Below are 16,159 nucleotides of genomic sequence, written 5' to 3'. Positions count from 1 at the left end.
CAGGTTTCAGCGTCGCCAGGTGAGAGGATGAGGCATTCAGTGAGGTGGAGAAGGTGAGCGCCCCCATGTCGACCGAGCGCAACCCGGACTGGCCGGGCACGGTTCACGTGCCGGCCGACGAACTCGCACGGCGCCAGGGCGTCGAGCCGGTCACCAGTCTCGACGACCTTGCCCGTCCGGACCTGATCGAATCGGACGAGGAACTCGAACGCTTCCTCGCCGACCTGTACGCCTCGCGGCGCGAGGGACTGGCTTGAGCATCATCGTCCTGGACACCGACGTGGCATCGGCGATCCTGCGAGGCCGGGTGGACGAGCGGTTGAGAGCGCGGCTGACCGGGTCGACCCTCGCCATCACCTTCGTGACGTTGGGAGAGCTGACCAAGTGGACCGTGGTCCGCAGCTGGGGCCCGCGCAAGTTGGCTGACCTCGCGCGCTGGCGCCGGAACCTGGTCCTGCTGCCCTTCGACGAGGCCGTCGCGGTACGTTGGGGGCGAATTCAAGCAGCGGCCCAGCTTCGTGGACGGCCGCGGCCGGTCAACGACTCATGGATCGCCGCATGCTGCCTGGTCCACCGGCTTCCGCTCGCGACCTTCAACGGCAAGGACTACGCGGACTTCGCCGACCATGACGATCTCAAGCTCCTCGACCTGGCCTGACCGCGACCCGTCCGGCGGGTCGCTGGATCTGCTCGGCCGCCGGGATCAGCCCTGGACGGCCGCGGCGGCACTCGACCTGCTGCCGGAGAACAACGGCCCGAGGATCGAGGTGCTGCGTGGCTGTGTGATCGTCACGCCGGGCAGCGGCGTCGACCGGCGTACGGCACATCTCCATCTCGCGTACCGGATCGGGGTGGCGGCCCGGGCCGCCGGCCGGTGGGGCTGTCGGTCGGTCAACCTGGTGTCCGGTGACGACCTGTTCGTTCCCGACCTGGTCGTGCTGCGACGGCCGGCCGGCGGCCGCCGGGCTGCGATCGTGGCGGACGTGCTGCTGGTGGGGGAGATCGCACCGTCAGGCGTGATCGACAGGCCACGGGAGTACGCGGCCGCCGGTGTGCCCTACTTCCTCCGGGTCGACCTGCGCAACCGGGTGCCCGCGCTCGCCCTCTACGAACTGGTCGAGGGTGAGTACCGGCCGCTGGCGGCCGCGGCCGCCGGTACGACGTTCGTGATGCGGGAGCCGTTCGAGTTCAGCATCGACCCGGCCGACCTGCTCGACGAGGAGGCGCCGCAGGCGTGATCGACACCGGTTCGCCGAAGTGGTGGCATCGCGGCAACCCTGATGCCGCCACCTCGGCAAAGTGGAGTCGATCATGTCGCCGGGCACTCCGGGACGAACCGGGGTGAGGCGCTGGGGAACAATGGTCCGGTGACCACTCCCCGAGATCTCGTGCTGCTCGGCTCGACCGGCTCGATCGGCACCCAGGCCATCGACATCGTCAAGCGCAACCCGGACCGCTTCCGGGTGGTGGCCCTCGGCGCGGGTGGCGGCAACGTGGAGTTGCTGGCCGCGCAGGCGCTGGAACTAAGCGTGGAGGCGGTCGGTGTGGCCCGCGCGTCCGCCGCGCAGGATCTCCAGCTCGCGTTCTACGCCGAGGCGAGCCGGCGTGGCTGGGCCACCGGCGACTTCAAGCTGCCCAAGATCGTGGCCGGGCCGGACGCGATGACCGAGCTGGCGCAGTGGCCGTGCGACGTGGTGCTCAACGGTGTGGTCGGCTCGCTGGGCCTGCCGCCGACGCTGGCCGCGCTGCACGCCGGGCGTACCCTCGCGCTCGCCAACAAGGAGTCCCTGGTGGCCGGCGGCCCGCTGGTCAAGGGCGCGGTGACGCGGCCGGGGCAGATCGTCCCTGTCGATTCCGAGCACTCGGCGCTGGCGCAGTGCCTGCGCGGCGGCGCCCGGGGCGAGGTGCGGCGGCTGGTGGTCACCGCCAGCGGCGGCCCGTTCCGGGGGCGGCGGCGCGACGAGCTGACCGCCGTCACACCGGAGCAGGCGCTGGCGCACCCGACGTGGAACATGGGCCCGGTCGTCACGATCAACTCGGCCACGATGGTCAACAAGGCGCTGGAGGTGATCGAGGCGCACGAGCTGTTCGACGTGCCGTACGCCGACATCGAGGTGATGGTCCACCCGCAGTCGGTGATCCACTCGATGGTCGAGTTCACCGACGGCTCCACGCTCGCCCAGGCCAGCCCGCCGGACATGCGGCTGCCCATCGCGCTGGGTATCGGCTGGCCGGACCGCGTGCCCGGCGCCGCCTCGGCGGTCGACTGGACGAGCGCGCACACCTGGGAGTTCTTCCCGCTCGACGACGCGGCGTTCCCGGCGGTCGCGCTGGCCAAGGCGGCGGGCGAGGCCGGGCGCTGCCGCCCGGCGATCTACAACGCGGCGAACGAGGAGTGCGTGGCCGCGTTCGTCGCGGGCCGGCTGCCGTTCCTCGGCATCGTCGACACCCTCCAGCGGGTGCTGGAGGACGCTCCCGATTTCGGCGAACCAGGTACCGTCGAGGACGTGCTCGCCGCCGAGTCGTGGGCACGGGCGCACGCCCAGGAGATCATCGTCGGGTCGGTGGAAGGAGCTCGATGAGCTATCTGCTCGGGGTGGTGCTGTTCGCCCTGGCGATCCTCATCTCGGTGAGCCTGCACGAGGCGGGGCACATGCTGACCGCCAAGGCGTTCGGGATGAAGGTCACCCGCTACTTCGTCGGCTTCGGCCCGACGCTCTGGTCGTTCAAGCGGGGCGAGACCGAGTACGGCATCAAGGGCATCCCGCTCGGCGGCTTCTGCAAGATCGTCGGCATGACCCCGCAGGACGACGACGTCGAGCCGGGGGACGAGAAGCGCGCCATGTGGCGCTACCCGGTGTGGAAGCGGACGATCGTGATGTCCGCGGGCTCGATCACCCACTTCGCCCTGGCCCTGATCGCGCTCTGGATCATCGCGGTGTCGGTCGGGCTGCCGAACCCGAAGTTCCCCAGCACCGAGGCCGGCTTCCGGGCCGAGCCGGCGGTGATCGCCATCGCGCCGTGCGTGGTGGTGGAGAACGCGGCCCGCGCCTGCGAGTCCGGCGACCCGGCCAGCCCGGCCGCCCAGGCCCAGCTCAAGGACGGCGACCGGATCACCGCGGTGAACGGCAAGCCGGTCTCCACCTGGGGCGACATGCTCGACGTGGTCCGCGCCACCCCGCCCGGCACGGCCACCGTCGCCTTCGTGCGTGACGGCAGGCCGGACGAGGCGCGGGTCGACCTGGCCTCGGTGCAGCGTCCGCCGCTGGGCGACCCGAAGGGCGCCACCTCGGCGGTCTCCGCGCTCGGCGTGGCGCTCTCGCCCAGCACCCCGACCCGGGTCGAGTACGGCCCGGTCGCCGCGTTCGGCGCCACCGCCGACTTCACCGGCACCATGGCCGTGCAGACCGCGCACGCCATGCAGCGCATCCCGCAGAAGGTGCCCGCGTTGTGGGACGCGATCACCGGCGGCGAGCGTGACGTGGACACCCCGATCAGCGTGGTGGGCGCCAGCCGGCTCGGCGGCGAGGCCGTGGAGAACAACGCCTGGCTGGTGTTCTTCATGCTCTTCGTGTCGCTGAACTTCTTCATCGGCGTGTTCAACCTGCTGCCGCTGCTCCCGCTGGACGGCGGCCACATCGCCATCGCCTGGTTCGAACGGGCGCGGTCCTGGCTCTACGCGCGCATCGGCCGCGCCGATCCCGGCCGCGTCGACTACCTCAAACTCATGCCGTTCACGTACGCGGTGATCCTGATCGGTGGCGCGTTCACGCTGCTGACCGTCACCGCTGATGTCATCAACCCCATCACGCTCTTCTCAAGGTGAGTGCCTGAAGTGACCGCTGTCAGTCTCGGTATGCCCCCCGTACCGCCGCCGCCGCTGGCCCCGCGCCGGGCCAGCCGCCAGATCATGGTCGGTTCGGTGCCGGTCGGTGGTGGCGCGCCGGTCTCGGTGCAGTCCATGACCACCACCCTCACCGCCGACGTCAACGCCACGCTCCAGCAGATCGCCGAGCTGACCGCGTCCGGCTGCCAGATCGTCCGGGTCGCCGTGCCGTCGCAGGACGACGTGGAGGCGCTGCCCGCGATCGCCAAGAAGTCGCAGATCCCGGTGATCGCCGACATCCACTTCCAGCCGAAGTACGTCTTCGCGGCGATCGACGCCGGTTGCGCCGCGGTCCGGGTGAACCCGGGCAACATCCGGCAGTTCGACGACAAGGTCAAGGAGATCGCGCGGGCCGCGGGCGACGCGGGTGTGCCGATCCGGATCGGCGTCAACGCGGGCTCGCTGGACAAGCGCCTGCTGGCCAAGTACGGCAAGGCCACCGCCGAGGCCTTGGTGGAGTCGGCGCTGTGGGAGTGCTCGCTGTTCGAGGAGCACGGCTTCCGGGACATCAAGATCTCGGTGAAGCACAACGACCCGGTGGTGATGATCCGCGCGTACCGGCTGCTGGCCGAGAAGTGCGACTACCCGCTGCACCTCGGCGTCACCGAGGCGGGCCCGGCGTTCCAGGGCACGATCAAGTCGGCGGTGGCGTTCGGTGCGCTGCTGGCCGAGGGGATCGGCGACACCATCCGGGTTTCGCTGTCCGCCCCGCCGGTCGAGGAGATCAAGGTCGGCGCCGCGATCCTGGAGTCGCTGGGCCTGCGCGAGCGTGGCCTGGAGATCGTCTCCTGCCCGTCCTGCGGCCGGGCGCAGGTCGACGTCTACAAGCTGGCCGAGGAGGTCACCGCCGGCCTGGAGGGCCTGCCGGTGCCGCTGCGCGTCGCGGTCATGGGCTGCGTGGTGAACGGTCCGGGCGAGGCCCGCGAGGCCGACCTGGGCGTGGCCTCGGGCAACGGCAAGGGCCAGATCTTCGTGAAGGGCAAGGTCGTCAAGACCGTGCCCGAGGCGCAGATCGTGGAGACGCTGATCGAGGAGGCGCTGCGGATCGCCGACGAGATGGGCGCCGAGATCCCCGAGGAGCTGCGTGACCTGGTGCCGGGTGGCGCCACTGTCACCGTGCACTGATCCGGTTTCCGCGTCACCGTGCGGCCGTCCCCGACATCGGGGGCGGCCGCACGCGCGTTCGCGGGCCGCTGCGAGCGCTCACTCGGACTCGGCGAGGATGGCGTAGAGCTTGCGCCGGGTCTCGTCGAGCACCTGGGCGGCCCGGGCGCGCTGGTCGTCGGTGCCGGTGGTCATCACCTGCCGCAGCGCCTGCATGGCCTGCGCGCCGGCGTCGCGGATGTCGTGCCAGCTGTTGACTGTCTGCTCGGCGAACTCCGCCCAGGGCGGGGTCTGCGCCGCGCCGGCCGCCTCGGCCTGGCCCGCCTCGGTCAGCGCGAACCGCTTGCGCCCGCCCTCGGAGTCGGGGGCGGTCGCGATGAGCCCCTCGTCCTCCAGCAGTTGCAGCGTCGGGTAGATCGAGCCGGGGCTGGGCCGCCAGGCCCCGCCGGTGCGGGAGTCGATCTCCTGGATCATCTCGTAGCCGTGCATCGGCCGCTCGGTGAGCAGGGCCAGCACGGCGCCGCGCACGTTGGGCCGCCGGCCGCGTCCGCGCCCGCCCCGGCCCCGCCCGTGACCGTGGGGCCCGGGGGAGAAGGGCGGCGGGCCCGGGGGTACGGGCGGGAAGCCGAAGCCGCCATGGCGGCGCATCTCGTCGTGCATGGCGTGCATGCGTCGATGGAAACCCATCAGTTCTCTCCTTCTGTCGCCGTATCACTGATGCATCGACGATATATCGGCAATGCATCGGCGACAAGACGTCGAGCAAACCGGGCTGCAAACCGTACGTACGTATTGCTAGGGTGCGGGTGTGCGCCTGCTTCCCGAACCGGGCCCGTCCCGGACCCTCGCCCTCTCCACGCTCGTCAACACCGTCGGGCGGGGCACCTGGCTCACCGCCAGCGCGCTGTTCCTGACCCGGTCGGTCGGGCTCTCAGTGACCCAGGTCGGCGTGGCGCTCACGCTCACCGCGCTGGTCAGCCTGGTGGCGAGCACGCCGATGGGCTACCTCGCCGACCGCCTCGGCCCGCGCGGGCTCCAGATGGCCGCGCTGCTCGCCTCGGCCGGGTGCACGGCCGCCCTGGTCACCGTGCGCTCGTTCACCGGATTCCTGGTCGTCGGCGTGCTGATGGCGGTCGCCGACGCGGGCACCCGTGGTGCCCGGGGCGCGCTGATCGCCGGGGCCGTCCCGCCCGGCCAGCGGGTACGCACCCGCGCCTACCTGCGCGCGGTCACCAACGTCGGCATCTCGGTGGGCACGGTGCTGGCCGGGTTCGCGCTCGCCGCCGACACCCGCGGCGCGTACGTCACACTGATCCTGCTCGACGCCGCCACCTACGTGCTGGCGGCAGCGGTGCTGCTGCGGCTCCCGCCGGTGCCGCCGATGCCCGCCCCGGCGCACGGGCCACGGCTGATCGCGCTGCGGGACCGCCCGTTCCTCGCCTTCACCGTGCTGGACGGGCTCATGTCCATGCACTTCTCGCTGATCAACATCGCCCTGCCGCTGTGGATCGCCGGGCACACCACCGCGCCGAACTGGCTGATCTCCGCCTGTCTGCTCGTCAACACCGTGGTGGTGATCCTGTTCCAGGTCCGCGCCTCGCGGGGCACCGAGGACCTGACCGGCGCGGGCCGGGCCGCCCGCCGGGCGGGTGTCCTGCTCGCGGTCGCCTGCGCGCTGTTCGCGGCCGGAGGCGGCGTACCGGTCGCGGTGGCGGTGCCGTTGCTGCTGGCCGGCGCGCTGGTGCACGTCGTGGGGGAGCTGTGGCACGCGGCGGCCGGCTGGGGCATCTCCTTCGGCCTGGCCCCGGCGCACGCGCACGGGCAGTACCAGGGCGCGTACGGGATGGGCATGCAGCTCGGCTCGATGGTCGCCCCGGTGGTGGTGACCACGCTCGCGATCGGCTGGGGCGTACCCGGCTGGCTGGTGCTCGGTGTGGTGTTCCTGCTGCTCGGCGCGCTGGTGCCGCCGGTGGTGCGGTGGGCCGCCCGGACCCGGCCGGCGGCGCCCGAACCGGCGCCGGCGCCGGTCGGCTGAGCGCCGTGCGGCAGGTGCCCGGTCGGCCCGCGCACGCCGGGGTGGATCTGGCAGGCTGGTAGCCGTGCTCACGGTGCCGGTACGCCAACTGGGGGAGTCGGAGCGCCGCGCGGTCGAGCGGCTGCTCGACCTCGACCCGTACGCCGGCGCGCAGGTCGCCGAGCGGGTGGCGGCACGCGGGCTGGCCTGGTGGCGGGCCGAGGCGCGGATCCTCGGGTACGGCTCCCGCCGGCACCTGGAGTCGATCTGCTGGCTGGGCGGCAACCTGACCCCGGTGCTCGCGTCCGAGTCGGCGGTGACCGCGTTCGCCGACCAGTTGAGCGCCGAGGAGCGGCTCTGTTCCTCGATCGTGGGCCGCGCCGACGCGGTGCTCGGGCTCTGGGACCGCCTCTCCGCGCATTGGGGGCCGGCTCGGGACGTACGCCCGAACCAGCCGCTGCTGGCGACGGACGCGCTGCCCGCCGTGGCGCCCGACCCGCACGTGCGGCGGGTGCGCGGCAACGAGGTCGACCGGCTGTTCCCGGCGGCGGTGGCGATGTACACCGAGGAGGTCGGGGTGTCGCCGCTGGCCGAGGACGGCGGGCGCGGCTACCGGCGGCGGGTGACCGAGCTGGTACGCGCGGGCCGCGCCTACGCCCGCTTCGTCGACGGGCGGGTGATCTTCAAGGCGGAGCTCGCAGTGGTGACCCGCCGGACCGCGCAGGTGCAGGGCGTCTGGGTGGCGCCCGAGTGGCGCGGCCGGGGCATCGCCACCGCCGCGATGGCCGCCGTGGTCCGCGACGCGCTGGAGCGGGTCGCGCCCACCGTGAGCCTCTACGTCAACGACTTCAACCTGCCCGCCCGCCGGGTCTACGAGGGCTGCGGCTTCCGCCCGGTCGGCACGCTCGCCACAGTGCTGTTCTGAGGATCACTCCCGCCAGACGTCCCGAACCGGACACCCGGCGCTATGCTGGGCATGTTTTTGTACTGACTAGTCAGTTCGGAATTCGGGGTCGGGATGAACATCGTCGAGGCCGGCGGCCTGGGGCTGCGCACCCGCCGCGGCTGGGTCTACCGGGACGTCGACCTCACCGCCGCGAGCGGTGAGCTGCACGCCGTCACCGGCCCGCCCGGCAGCGGGCGCACCTCGCTGCTGCTGGCGCTGGCCGGGTGTTTCCCGCACAACCACGGCGAGCTTCGCCGCCGCGGCCCGGCCGCGCTCGGCCAGGTGGCGGGCGTGCACGAACCCGACCCGACGCTCACCGTCGCCGAGCACATCACCGAACGCCTGCTGCTGCTCGGCCCGGTGCCACGCCGCCGGCGCCGGCTGGTCCCGGTGGCAGCGGTACGGGCGCGCCGGGCCTACCGCCGCGACGCCTACGCCGCAGCCATCGCCGGCGCCGGGCTCACCGACGCGCCGCTGGACCCCGACCGGTACGGCCGCGACCTCACCCCGGTCGAGCGCCAGGTGCTCGGGCTGGTGCTGGCCAGCCTCGGCGGCCCCAGCCTGATCGTCGCCGACGACGTGGACGCCGGCGCCGACCGCCCCGAGCGGGAGTGGATGTGGGGTGCGCTGGAACGCCTCGCCGGCCAGGGGTACGCGGTGGTCGCCAGCGCCCGCGCCGTCGAGCCCGGAGTGGCCGCCACCGTGCACCGCATCGGCGACCCGGTCCCGCCCGTCCCCGCCCTGACCGTTCCCACCGAGCCCGCCGAGGTACCCGCATGAGCGTCCTGCGACTGGCCCTGTTCGAGCTGCGCCGGATGACCCGGGGCCGGCTGCCACGCGCCGCGCTGGCGGTGCTCACCATCGTCCCGCTGCTCTACGGCGCCCTCTACCTGTACGCGTTCTGGGATCCCTACGGGAAGATGGACCGGATCCCGGTCGCCCTGGTCGACGCCGACCGCCCGGCCACCGCCGGTGACGGCAGCGAGGTGCACGCCGGCCGCGACCTGACCGAGAAGCTGCTCGACCGGCGGGTGTTCGGCTGGACCGTGACCGACCAGGCCGACGCCACCAAGGGGCTGCGCGACGGGCGCTACCACCTGATCTTCTCCATCCCGGAGGACTTCTCCGCCACCCTCGCCGCCGGCCCGGAACCGGACCGCCCGGCCCGGCAGGGCGAGCTGAAGGTCGTCAACGACGACGCCACCAACTACCTCTCCGGCCTGCTGGCCCGGTCGGCGTTCAGCGAGATCCGGGCCGCCGCGGCGCAGAGCACCGCCGCCACGTACTTCGACAAGATGCTGATCGGCTTCACCGACGCCAAGGCCGAGACCGGACGCGCCGCCGACGGCGCCGGGAGGATCGCCGACGGGCTCGGCAGCTCCCAGCAGGGCGCGGACAAGATCGCCGACGGGCTCGGTGACGCCGAGGACGGCGCCGGGCAGCTCGCCGGTGGCCTGAACCAGTCGGTCCAGGGCGCGGACAAGCTCGCCAAGGGCCTCGACCAGCTGCGTACCGGCGCCGCCCAGCTCGCCGACGGCGCCGGGCGCGCCGCCACCGAGACCAAGGCCGCGGCGGCCACCGTGAACGCCGCCGCCGACAGGTACGAGCCGGTGCTGCGCCGCAACGCCGACAGGATCGAGAAGGCGGCCACGCTCGTCGCCGACGGCGCGCAGCAGCTCGCCGCCGGGCTGGACGCGCTGCCGGGCAAGGCCGCCGAGGTGGTCGCGAGCGCCGAGGAGGTCCGCGACCGGCTCGACGCGGTCGCGAAGGAACACCCCGAGCTGGCGGACGATCCCGGATTCGCCGCCGCCCGCAAGGCCGCCGACCGGGCCGTCACGCAGGCCCGGTCCGTGGTGGCCGCGCTGGACAAGACCGACATGGCCACGCTGCGCAAGCAGATGACCGACGTGGCGAAGACCGCCCGCGAGGTGGCCGCCGCCGCGCCGCACCTGGCCGACGACGTCGCCTCCGCCCGCGCCAAGGTGAACGAGCTGGCCGGCGGGCTCGCCACGCTGGCCCAGGGCAGCGCCGAGCTCCGCGACGGACTCGGCGACGCGTCGACCGGCGCGGACCAGTTGCGTGGCGGGCTCTACCGGCTCGCCAGCGGCGCCCGCCAGCTCGACGGCGGCCTGGCCCAGCTCGGCAGCGGCAGCAACCGGCTGGTCGACGGGCTGACCCGCCTGGAGGGCGGCGCCGGCGACCTCGCCGACGGGCTCGCCGCCGGGGAACGGAAACTGCCCGGGTACGACGACGCGGCCACCCGCGCCGGCGTGCTCGGCGACCCGGTCGGCCTGATCCGCGACTCGCAGAACCCGGCCGGCTCGTACGGCGTGGGCTTCGCTCCCTACTTCCTGTCGCTGGCGCTCTGGGTCGGCGCGATGATCACGTACATGCTGTTGCGGCCGGTCAACCGGCGGCACGTGATGTCCGGCGCGCCCGGCTGGCGGGTCGTGCTCGCCGGGTGGCTCCCGGCCGCCGGGATCGGCCTGGCCCAGGTCGCGGTGCTCTACGCGGTGGTGACGCTCGGGCTCGGGCTCGACCCGAGGCACGGCCCGGCCACGTTCGGGCTGCTCGCCCTCACCTCGCTGGCGTTCACCGCGATCACGCAACTGCTCGGCGTGGCACTCGGCCCGGCCGGGCGGCTGGCCGCGCTGGCGCTGCTGATGCTCCAGCTCACCTCGTCCGGCGGCACCTACCCGGTGCAGACCTCGCCCGGCTTCTTCCAGGCGATCCACCCCTGGCTGCCGATGACGTACGTGGTGGACGGCCTGCGGCACACCATCAACGGCGGTACGACCGCCCCGGTGGTCACCGCCGCGCTGGTGCTGCTCGCGTTCGGGCTGGGCGCGATGGCGCTGACAGTCGGCGCGGCCCGCCGCTCCCGGCGGCTGACCCCGGCCAAGCTGCACCCCGAACTGACCATGTGAGGATGAGCCGGTGACGGACGGACGGACACGCCGGCGCGAGGACACCCGCCAGCGACTCTTCGTGGCGGCGGTGGACCTCATCGCCGAGCAGGGCTTCTCGGCCACCACAGTGGACGACATCGCGGCCCGGGCCGGCGTGGCGAAGGGGACCGTCTACTACAACTTCGAGTCCAAGACCGTCCTGTTCGAGGAACTGCTGCGGCACGGCATCGGCCTGCTCACCGCCGAGTTCCGGGCCGCCGTCGACGGGCTGCCGCCGCTGGAGGCGCTCGGCGCGCTGGTCCGCGCCCAGCTGGAGTACATCCGCCGCTACCGCGCCTTCGCCCAGCTCCTGCTCTCGGAGATGTGGCGGACCAACCGGGAGTGGCAGCAGACGCTGCGGCTGCTGCGCGGCGAGGCCATCGCGGTGATCGCCGAGACGGTGAGGGCCGGGGTGGACAGCGGCGACCTCCCGGCTGACCTGGACGTGCGTACCGCCAGCTCGGCGCTGTTCGGCGTCGGGCTGGTGGTGGCGGTGGACTGGCTGGTCTTCTCGCCGGAGCGGCCGATCGACGAGGTGCAGGAGTCGCTGCTCGGCATCGTCCGGCGGGTCGCCCGGACCTGACCGGCGGTCGGTAATTCGGTTGATTCCGGGCCGCCGGAAGGGCGAGGGTGAGGGCACCGCCCCCACCGATCCGAGTCCGGAGGACCTTCCATGCGCCTGCTCCGAGATCTCTGGGCCACGGCGCCCCGCCGGATGGCGGCGGTCCTGCTGCTGATCGTGCTCGGCGCCGGTGGTCAGGCGGCCGCTTCCGCGCTGGCCGGGCCGGTGCTGGTGCACCGCTCGTCCGGCTGGTTCGTCGCGCTCTCCGTCGCGCTCGTCGCCGCTGTCGTCACCGACCTGCTGATCGGCCTGATCATGGCCCGGCTCACCGCCGACTGGTCGGCCGACGTGCGGCGGCGGCTCTGCCGGGTCGCGCTCGGCCAGGATCTGCCCACCCTGGAGACCACGCCGGTCGGCGAACTGCTCGACCGGATCGACAACGACGTCTACCAGGTCGCCGCCGAGATGCGGAACACCGGCGTACGGCTGGCGCAGGGCCTCGCGGTCTGCGCCCTCGCGACGGTGAGCGCGCTGATCGTCTGGTGGCCCGCCGGTGTCGGCATGATCCTGCTCATCTCGCTGCTCGCGGTGACGCTGCGCCGCCCGACCGCCCGGATCGCCCCGGCCCGGATGGCCGAGGAGGAGGCGTGGTCCGACCTCGCGGCCGTGATGGAGGAGGCGGTGCACGGGCAGGACGACGTGCGCACCAGCCTCGCCCGGCCGTACGTGCTGCGCCTCTACGCCCGCCGCGCGGCCGAGGTGATCGCCCGGTGCGGGCGGGTGTTCCGGCTCTCCGCCCGGGTCACCGCGATCGCCGCCGGCGCGGTCCGGGTCGGCATCGCCGGGGTGGTGCTGGGCGGCGCGTGGGCGCTCGCCACCGGCCGGGTCGACGCCGCCCGGCTCACCGCGATCTGGCTGCTGGCGATCGCGTTCGGCGCGACCGTCGAGCAGATCGCCCGCTGGGTGCCGCACCTGCAACAGGCGTTCGGCGCGTGGGGCCGGGTGCAACTGCTGGCCGGGTCGCCGCAGGAGCCCGACGGCGGGACCGCCCCGGCCGACGGCGACCTGACCGTGCGCGGGCTCACCTACCGCTACCCGGCCGGCGGGGACGACCGCGGGCCGGCGCTGCGCGACGTGCACCTCGACTTCGTCCGCGGCCGCTCGTACGCGCTCGTCGGGCGTACCGGCTCGGGCAAGTCGACGCTGGCCAAGGTGCTCACCCGGGCGGTGGACGTGCCGCGCGGCACGGTGTTCCTCGGCGGCACCGACGTGGTCGACCTGGACGTGGAGGAACTGCGCCGGTGGATCGCCGTGGTGCCGCAGCGCACCGAGATCCTGGCCGGCACGCTCGCCGAGAACGTGGCGCTGTTCGACCCGGAGCTGCTGGACGCCGCCGAGCGGGCGCTCGCCGAACTGGGCCTGGCCGGCTGGATCGCCGAACTGCCCGACGGCGTGCACACCCGGCTCGGCGACGGCGGCTACGTGCTCTCCGCCGGGCAGGAGCAGCTCGTCGCGTTCGCCCGCATCCTGGTCCGCGACCCGCACGTGGTGATCCTCGACGAGGCCACCGCGCGGCTCGACCCGGTCACCGAGAACCGGGTACGCGAAGCCACCGAACGGCTGCTCACCGACCGGATCGGCATCGTCATCGCGCACCGGCTCTCCTCGGTGCGCCGCTGCGACGAGGTGGTCGTGATGGCCGACGGCGCGGTGCTGGAGGCCGGTCCGCTGCGCGAGTCGGCCCGCTTCGCCGAGCTGCTCGCCACCAGCCACGCCGGGGCGTACGCCGGGGTGGGCGCCCGGCGCGGCGGCGTGGACCTGCTCGACGCGCCCGCCTGGGACGACGCGCCCGCCACACCGGCCGCGCCCGCGACGCGGCCGGCCGCCGTGCCGCGCACCGACCCGCCACCCGCGCCGCCGGCGCCCCCCGCGCGGACCATGCGGGAGATCCTCCGGCTGGGCTTCAACGACCCCCGGTACGGCCTGATCTCGGTCGCGCTGTTCATCGTGATGACTGTGCTCGGGATGGACGGCGCGGTGCTGCCCTGGCTCTGGGCCGACGTGGTCGGCGGCGGCGACCCGTGGCTGCCGGCGCTGGGCATCGTGGCCGCGCTGCTCGTGGTGCTGCCGCTGCCGTACCTGACCAACCTGTGGTTCCCGCAGTGGTGGATCCGGCAGATGCTGCGGATCAGTGCCCGGCTGGTGCACGGGCAGACCGGCGCGCGCCGGGTCAGCGGGCACACCCCGGCCGAGGTGGTCGCACAGGGCGGTGACACCGACCGGGTGGTGCACCTCGCGGACAACCTGATGGACCAGTTCATCTCGCTGACCATCGTGGTCACGATGACGCTGGTGACCGGCAGTTTCGTGCCGGCGGTGTTCTTCGTCGGCACGATGGTGGTCTCCGGGCTGGCGGCGACGCTGTTCGGGCCCCGGCTGGAACGCACCGCGGCCGGCACGGTGAAGGCGCGCGCCGCGTTCGCCACCGCGCTGGTGTCCGCGCTGTCCGCCGCCCGTACGGTGAAGCTGGCCGGAGCGACCCGTCCGGTGCTGCGCCACCTCGCCCGGCTGGACGAGGTACGCAGCGAGCGGCAGCGACGCGAGATCGCCATGCAGGTGTGGGCCCGGTCCACCCCGTCGGTCGCGAGCGGCCTGCTGCCGATCGCCGCGTGGGCGCTCTACCTGGCCGGTGAGCTGTCCGCCGGTGCCACGCTCGTGGCCGTCTCCACCCTGGGCGCGGCCCGCTGGTTCGCGTGGACCACCGCGTCACTGGTCTCGCAGTACCCGTCGGCGCGGGTGTGGACCAAGCGGACGGTGGCGATGACCGGTGAGGCCGTGTACGCCGCGCCGGTGCCCGGGCTCGATCTGGTCGCCGGCACCGCGCCCGCGCCCGAGCCGCCGCCCCGGCACCCGCTGCGCCGCCTGGAGCTGTCCGGCTTCGGCGCGCTGCACTCCGACGGCACGCTCGCCGTCCGCGACGTCGACCTGGTGGTCGAGCGCGGACAGTTGGTGCTGGTCGTCGGCCCGGTCGGATCCGGCAAGTCGTCGCTGCTGCGCGCGCTCGCCGGGATCGTGCACCACGTCGGCGAGCTGCGCTGGAACGGCGACCCGGTCACCGAGCCGGAGATGTTTCTGCGGCCCAACCAGGTCGGGTACGTGGGCCAGCTGCCCCGGGTGCTCTCCGGCACGGTGGCCGACAACATCGCGCTCGGCCACCAGGTGGACGCCGCCGGGGCGGTCTCGACCGCCCAGCTCGAACACGACCTGGCCGCCGCCGGGGGCGGGCTCGGGCTGCTGATCGGGCACAAGGGCACCCGGCTGTCCGGCGGTCAGCTCCAGCGGCTGGCGCTGGCCCGGGCGCTCGCCCCGCGTACCGAGCTGCTGGTGGCCGACGACGTGTCGTCGGCGCTGGACGTGAGCACGGAGCTGGCGCTGTGGGCGGCGTTGCGCGAGCACGGGGTGACAGTGGTCGGCTCGACCGCCAAGCGGGCCGCCCTGGTGCGGGCCGACCGGGTGGTGGTGCTGATCGACGGCACGGTGGCCGACCAGGGCACCTGGACCGACCTGGAACCCCGCTGGAACCACCTGGCCGGGTGACCCAGCGGGGCAGGTAGAAGGTCAGACGGCTCGGGTGTACTGGTCGGGCCAGGCCGGGGTGGCGCCGAGCTTGGCGGCGGCGCGGCGCGGCCAGTACGGGTCGCGCAGCAGTTCCCGGCCCAGCAGCACCAGGTCCGCCTCGCCGCCGGCCACGATCTGCTCGGCCTGCTCGGGCTCGACGATCAGGCCCACGGCGCCGGTCGGCACCCCGGCGTCGCGGCGGATCCGGGCGGCGAGCGGCACCTGGTAGCCGGGTCCGACCGGGATGGACGCCTGGACCGCCGCGCCTCCGGAGGAGGCGTCGATCAGGTCGACCCCGGCGGCGGCCAGCTCACCGGCGAGCACCACGCTGTCCTCGACGGTCCAGCCGCCGTCGGTCCAGTCGGTGGCGGAGATCCGGGTCAGCACCGGCACGGACTCGCCGACTGCGGCGCGTACCGCGCGGGCCACCTCCAGCGTGAGCCGCATCCGGGCGGCCCGGTCGCCGCCGTAGCCGTCGGTGCGCCGGTTGGTCAGCGGGGACAGGAACTCGTGCAGCAGGTAGCCGTGCGCGGCGTGGATCTCCACGGCGGCGAACCCGGCGTCCAGCGCCCGTCCGGCGGCGGTGGCGAAGGCGTCCACCACGGCCGCGATGCCCGCCTCGTCCAGCGCGGTCGGCGTGCGGTAGTCCGGCACGAACGGCTGGTCGCCCGGGCCCACAGGGGTCCACCCGCCCTCGGCGTCCGGCACGCCGCCGCGCCCGGGTGCCCACGGCCGGTACGTGGACGCCTTGAACCCGGCGTGCGCGAGCTGCACGGCCGGCACCGCGCCGTGGGCGGCGACGAACGCGGTGATCGGACGCCACGCGTCGACGTGCGCGTCGGACCAGAGGCCGGTGTCCTGCGGGCTGATCCGGCCCTCGGGCACCACAGCGGTCGCCTCGGTGATCACCAGCCCGGCCCCGCCGACCGCGCGGGAGCCCAGGTGGACGCGGTGCCAGTCGGTGGGCAGGCCGTCGGGTCCGGCGCTGTACTGGCACATGGGCGCCAGCGCGATCCGGTTGGGCAGGGTGACGCCGCGCAGGGCGAGCGGGGTGAACAGGGCGCTCATACTCAGATCCTCC

Annotated in this window: 14 protein-coding genes; 12 read left to right on the top strand and 2 right to left on the bottom strand. The window is 73.8% G+C overall.

Going from position 1 to position 16,159, the window contains the following annotated elements:
- Nucleotides 1-65: 65 nt before the first annotated feature.
- The 6 genes from ABIH81_RS00845 (at nucleotide 66) to ispG (ending at nucleotide 5,011) form a co-directional block, all read left to right on the top strand.
- Nucleotides 66-257, top strand: coding sequence for a hypothetical protein (locus ABIH81_RS00845; RefSeq protein WP_349878514.1), 192 nt, complete (start codon nucleotides 66-68; stop codon nucleotides 255-257).
- Nucleotides 254-658, top strand: a complete 405-nt coding sequence (locus tag ABIH81_RS00840; RefSeq protein ID WP_120571149.1) for a type II toxin-antitoxin system VapC family toxin — start codon at nucleotides 254-256, stop codon at nucleotides 656-658. Before ABIH81_RS00845 ends, ABIH81_RS00840 begins: the two co-directional genes overlap by 4 nt.
- On the top strand, nucleotides 627-1,238 hold the full coding sequence (locus tag ABIH81_RS00835; RefSeq protein ID WP_349878513.1) for a Uma2 family endonuclease: 612 nt from the start codon (nucleotides 627-629) through the stop codon (nucleotides 1,236-1,238). The genes ABIH81_RS00840 and ABIH81_RS00835 overlap by 32 nt, the downstream gene beginning before the upstream one ends.
- Nucleotides 1,239-1,367: 129 nt before the next feature.
- On the top strand, nucleotides 1,368-2,582 hold the full coding sequence (gene dxr, locus ABIH81_RS00830) for a 1-deoxy-D-xylulose-5-phosphate reductoisomerase (protein ID WP_349878511.1): 1,215 nt from the start codon (nucleotides 1,368-1,370) through the stop codon (nucleotides 2,580-2,582).
- Complete coding sequence (locus ABIH81_RS00825) at nucleotides 2,579-3,826, top strand: site-2 protease family protein (protein WP_349878509.1); 1,248 nt, start codon at nucleotides 2,579-2,581, stop codon at nucleotides 3,824-3,826. The genes dxr and ABIH81_RS00825 overlap by 4 nt, the downstream gene beginning before the upstream one ends.
- Nucleotides 3,827-3,835: 9 nt before the next feature.
- Nucleotides 3,836-5,011: a flavodoxin-dependent (E)-4-hydroxy-3-methylbut-2-enyl-diphosphate synthase gene (ispG, locus tag ABIH81_RS00820; protein WP_030504228.1), complete on the top strand. Its 1,176-nt coding sequence runs from the start codon at nucleotides 3,836-3,838 to the stop codon at nucleotides 5,009-5,011.
- A gap of 78 nt (nucleotides 5,012-5,089) precedes the next feature.
- Here ispG and ABIH81_RS00815 read toward each other — a convergent pair whose 3' ends face one another.
- On the bottom strand, nucleotides 5,090-5,677 hold the full coding sequence (locus tag ABIH81_RS00815) for a PadR family transcriptional regulator (RefSeq protein ID WP_349878507.1): 588 nt from the start codon (nucleotides 5,675-5,677) through the stop codon (nucleotides 5,090-5,092).
- A gap of 121 nt (nucleotides 5,678-5,798) precedes the next feature.
- Between ABIH81_RS00815 and ABIH81_RS00810 the strand changes: the two genes are divergently transcribed.
- The 6 genes from ABIH81_RS00810 to ABIH81_RS00785 all read left to right on the top strand — a co-directional run bounded on the left by ABIH81_RS00810 (nucleotide 5,799) and on the right by ABIH81_RS00785 (nucleotide 15,057).
- Complete coding sequence (locus tag ABIH81_RS00810; protein WP_349878506.1) at nucleotides 5,799-7,025, top strand: MFS transporter; 1,227 nt, start codon at nucleotides 5,799-5,801, stop codon at nucleotides 7,023-7,025.
- 64 nt (nucleotides 7,026-7,089) lie between these two features.
- Entirely contained in the window at nucleotides 7,090-7,929 is an 840-nt protein-coding gene (locus ABIH81_RS00805) for a GNAT family N-acetyltransferase (RefSeq protein WP_349878505.1), read from the top strand.
- 93 nt (nucleotides 7,930-8,022) lie between these two features.
- Complete coding sequence (locus ABIH81_RS00800; RefSeq protein ID WP_349878503.1) at nucleotides 8,023-8,730, top strand: ATP-binding cassette domain-containing protein; 708 nt, start codon at nucleotides 8,023-8,025, stop codon at nucleotides 8,728-8,730.
- A complete protein-coding gene (locus ABIH81_RS00795; protein WP_349878502.1) occupies nucleotides 8,727-10,877 on the top strand; it encodes a YhgE/Pip domain-containing protein in 2,151 nt (716 codons plus the stop codon). The genes ABIH81_RS00800 and ABIH81_RS00795 overlap by 4 nt, the downstream gene beginning before the upstream one ends.
- Before the next feature lie 10 nt (nucleotides 10,878-10,887).
- Complete coding sequence (locus tag ABIH81_RS00790) at nucleotides 10,888-11,481, top strand: TetR/AcrR family transcriptional regulator (RefSeq protein ID WP_349878501.1); 594 nt, start codon at nucleotides 10,888-10,890, stop codon at nucleotides 11,479-11,481.
- 90 nt (nucleotides 11,482-11,571) lie between these two features.
- Complete coding sequence (locus ABIH81_RS00785; RefSeq protein WP_349878499.1) at nucleotides 11,572-15,057, top strand: ABC transporter ATP-binding protein; 3,486 nt, start codon at nucleotides 11,572-11,574, stop codon at nucleotides 15,055-15,057.
- A 21-nt stretch (nucleotides 15,058-15,078) separates the two neighbouring features.
- Here the strand turns inward: ABIH81_RS00785 and ABIH81_RS00780 are convergent, their stop codons facing one another.
- Nucleotides 15,079-16,146, bottom strand: coding sequence for an NADH:flavin oxidoreductase/NADH oxidase (locus tag ABIH81_RS00780; RefSeq protein ID WP_349878498.1), 1,068 nt, complete (start codon nucleotides 16,144-16,146; stop codon nucleotides 15,079-15,081).
- Between the last annotated feature and the right edge of the window lie 13 nt (nucleotides 16,147-16,159).

Source organism: Micromonospora sp. HUAS YX12, from assembly GCF_040215685.1.
Classification (GTDB): Bacteria; Actinomycetota; Actinomycetes; order Mycobacteriales; family Micromonosporaceae; genus Micromonospora; species Micromonospora tulbaghiae.
The sequence above is the reverse complement of the archived record's forward strand: the minus strand, read 5'-3'. Positions and strand labels throughout refer to the sequence as shown.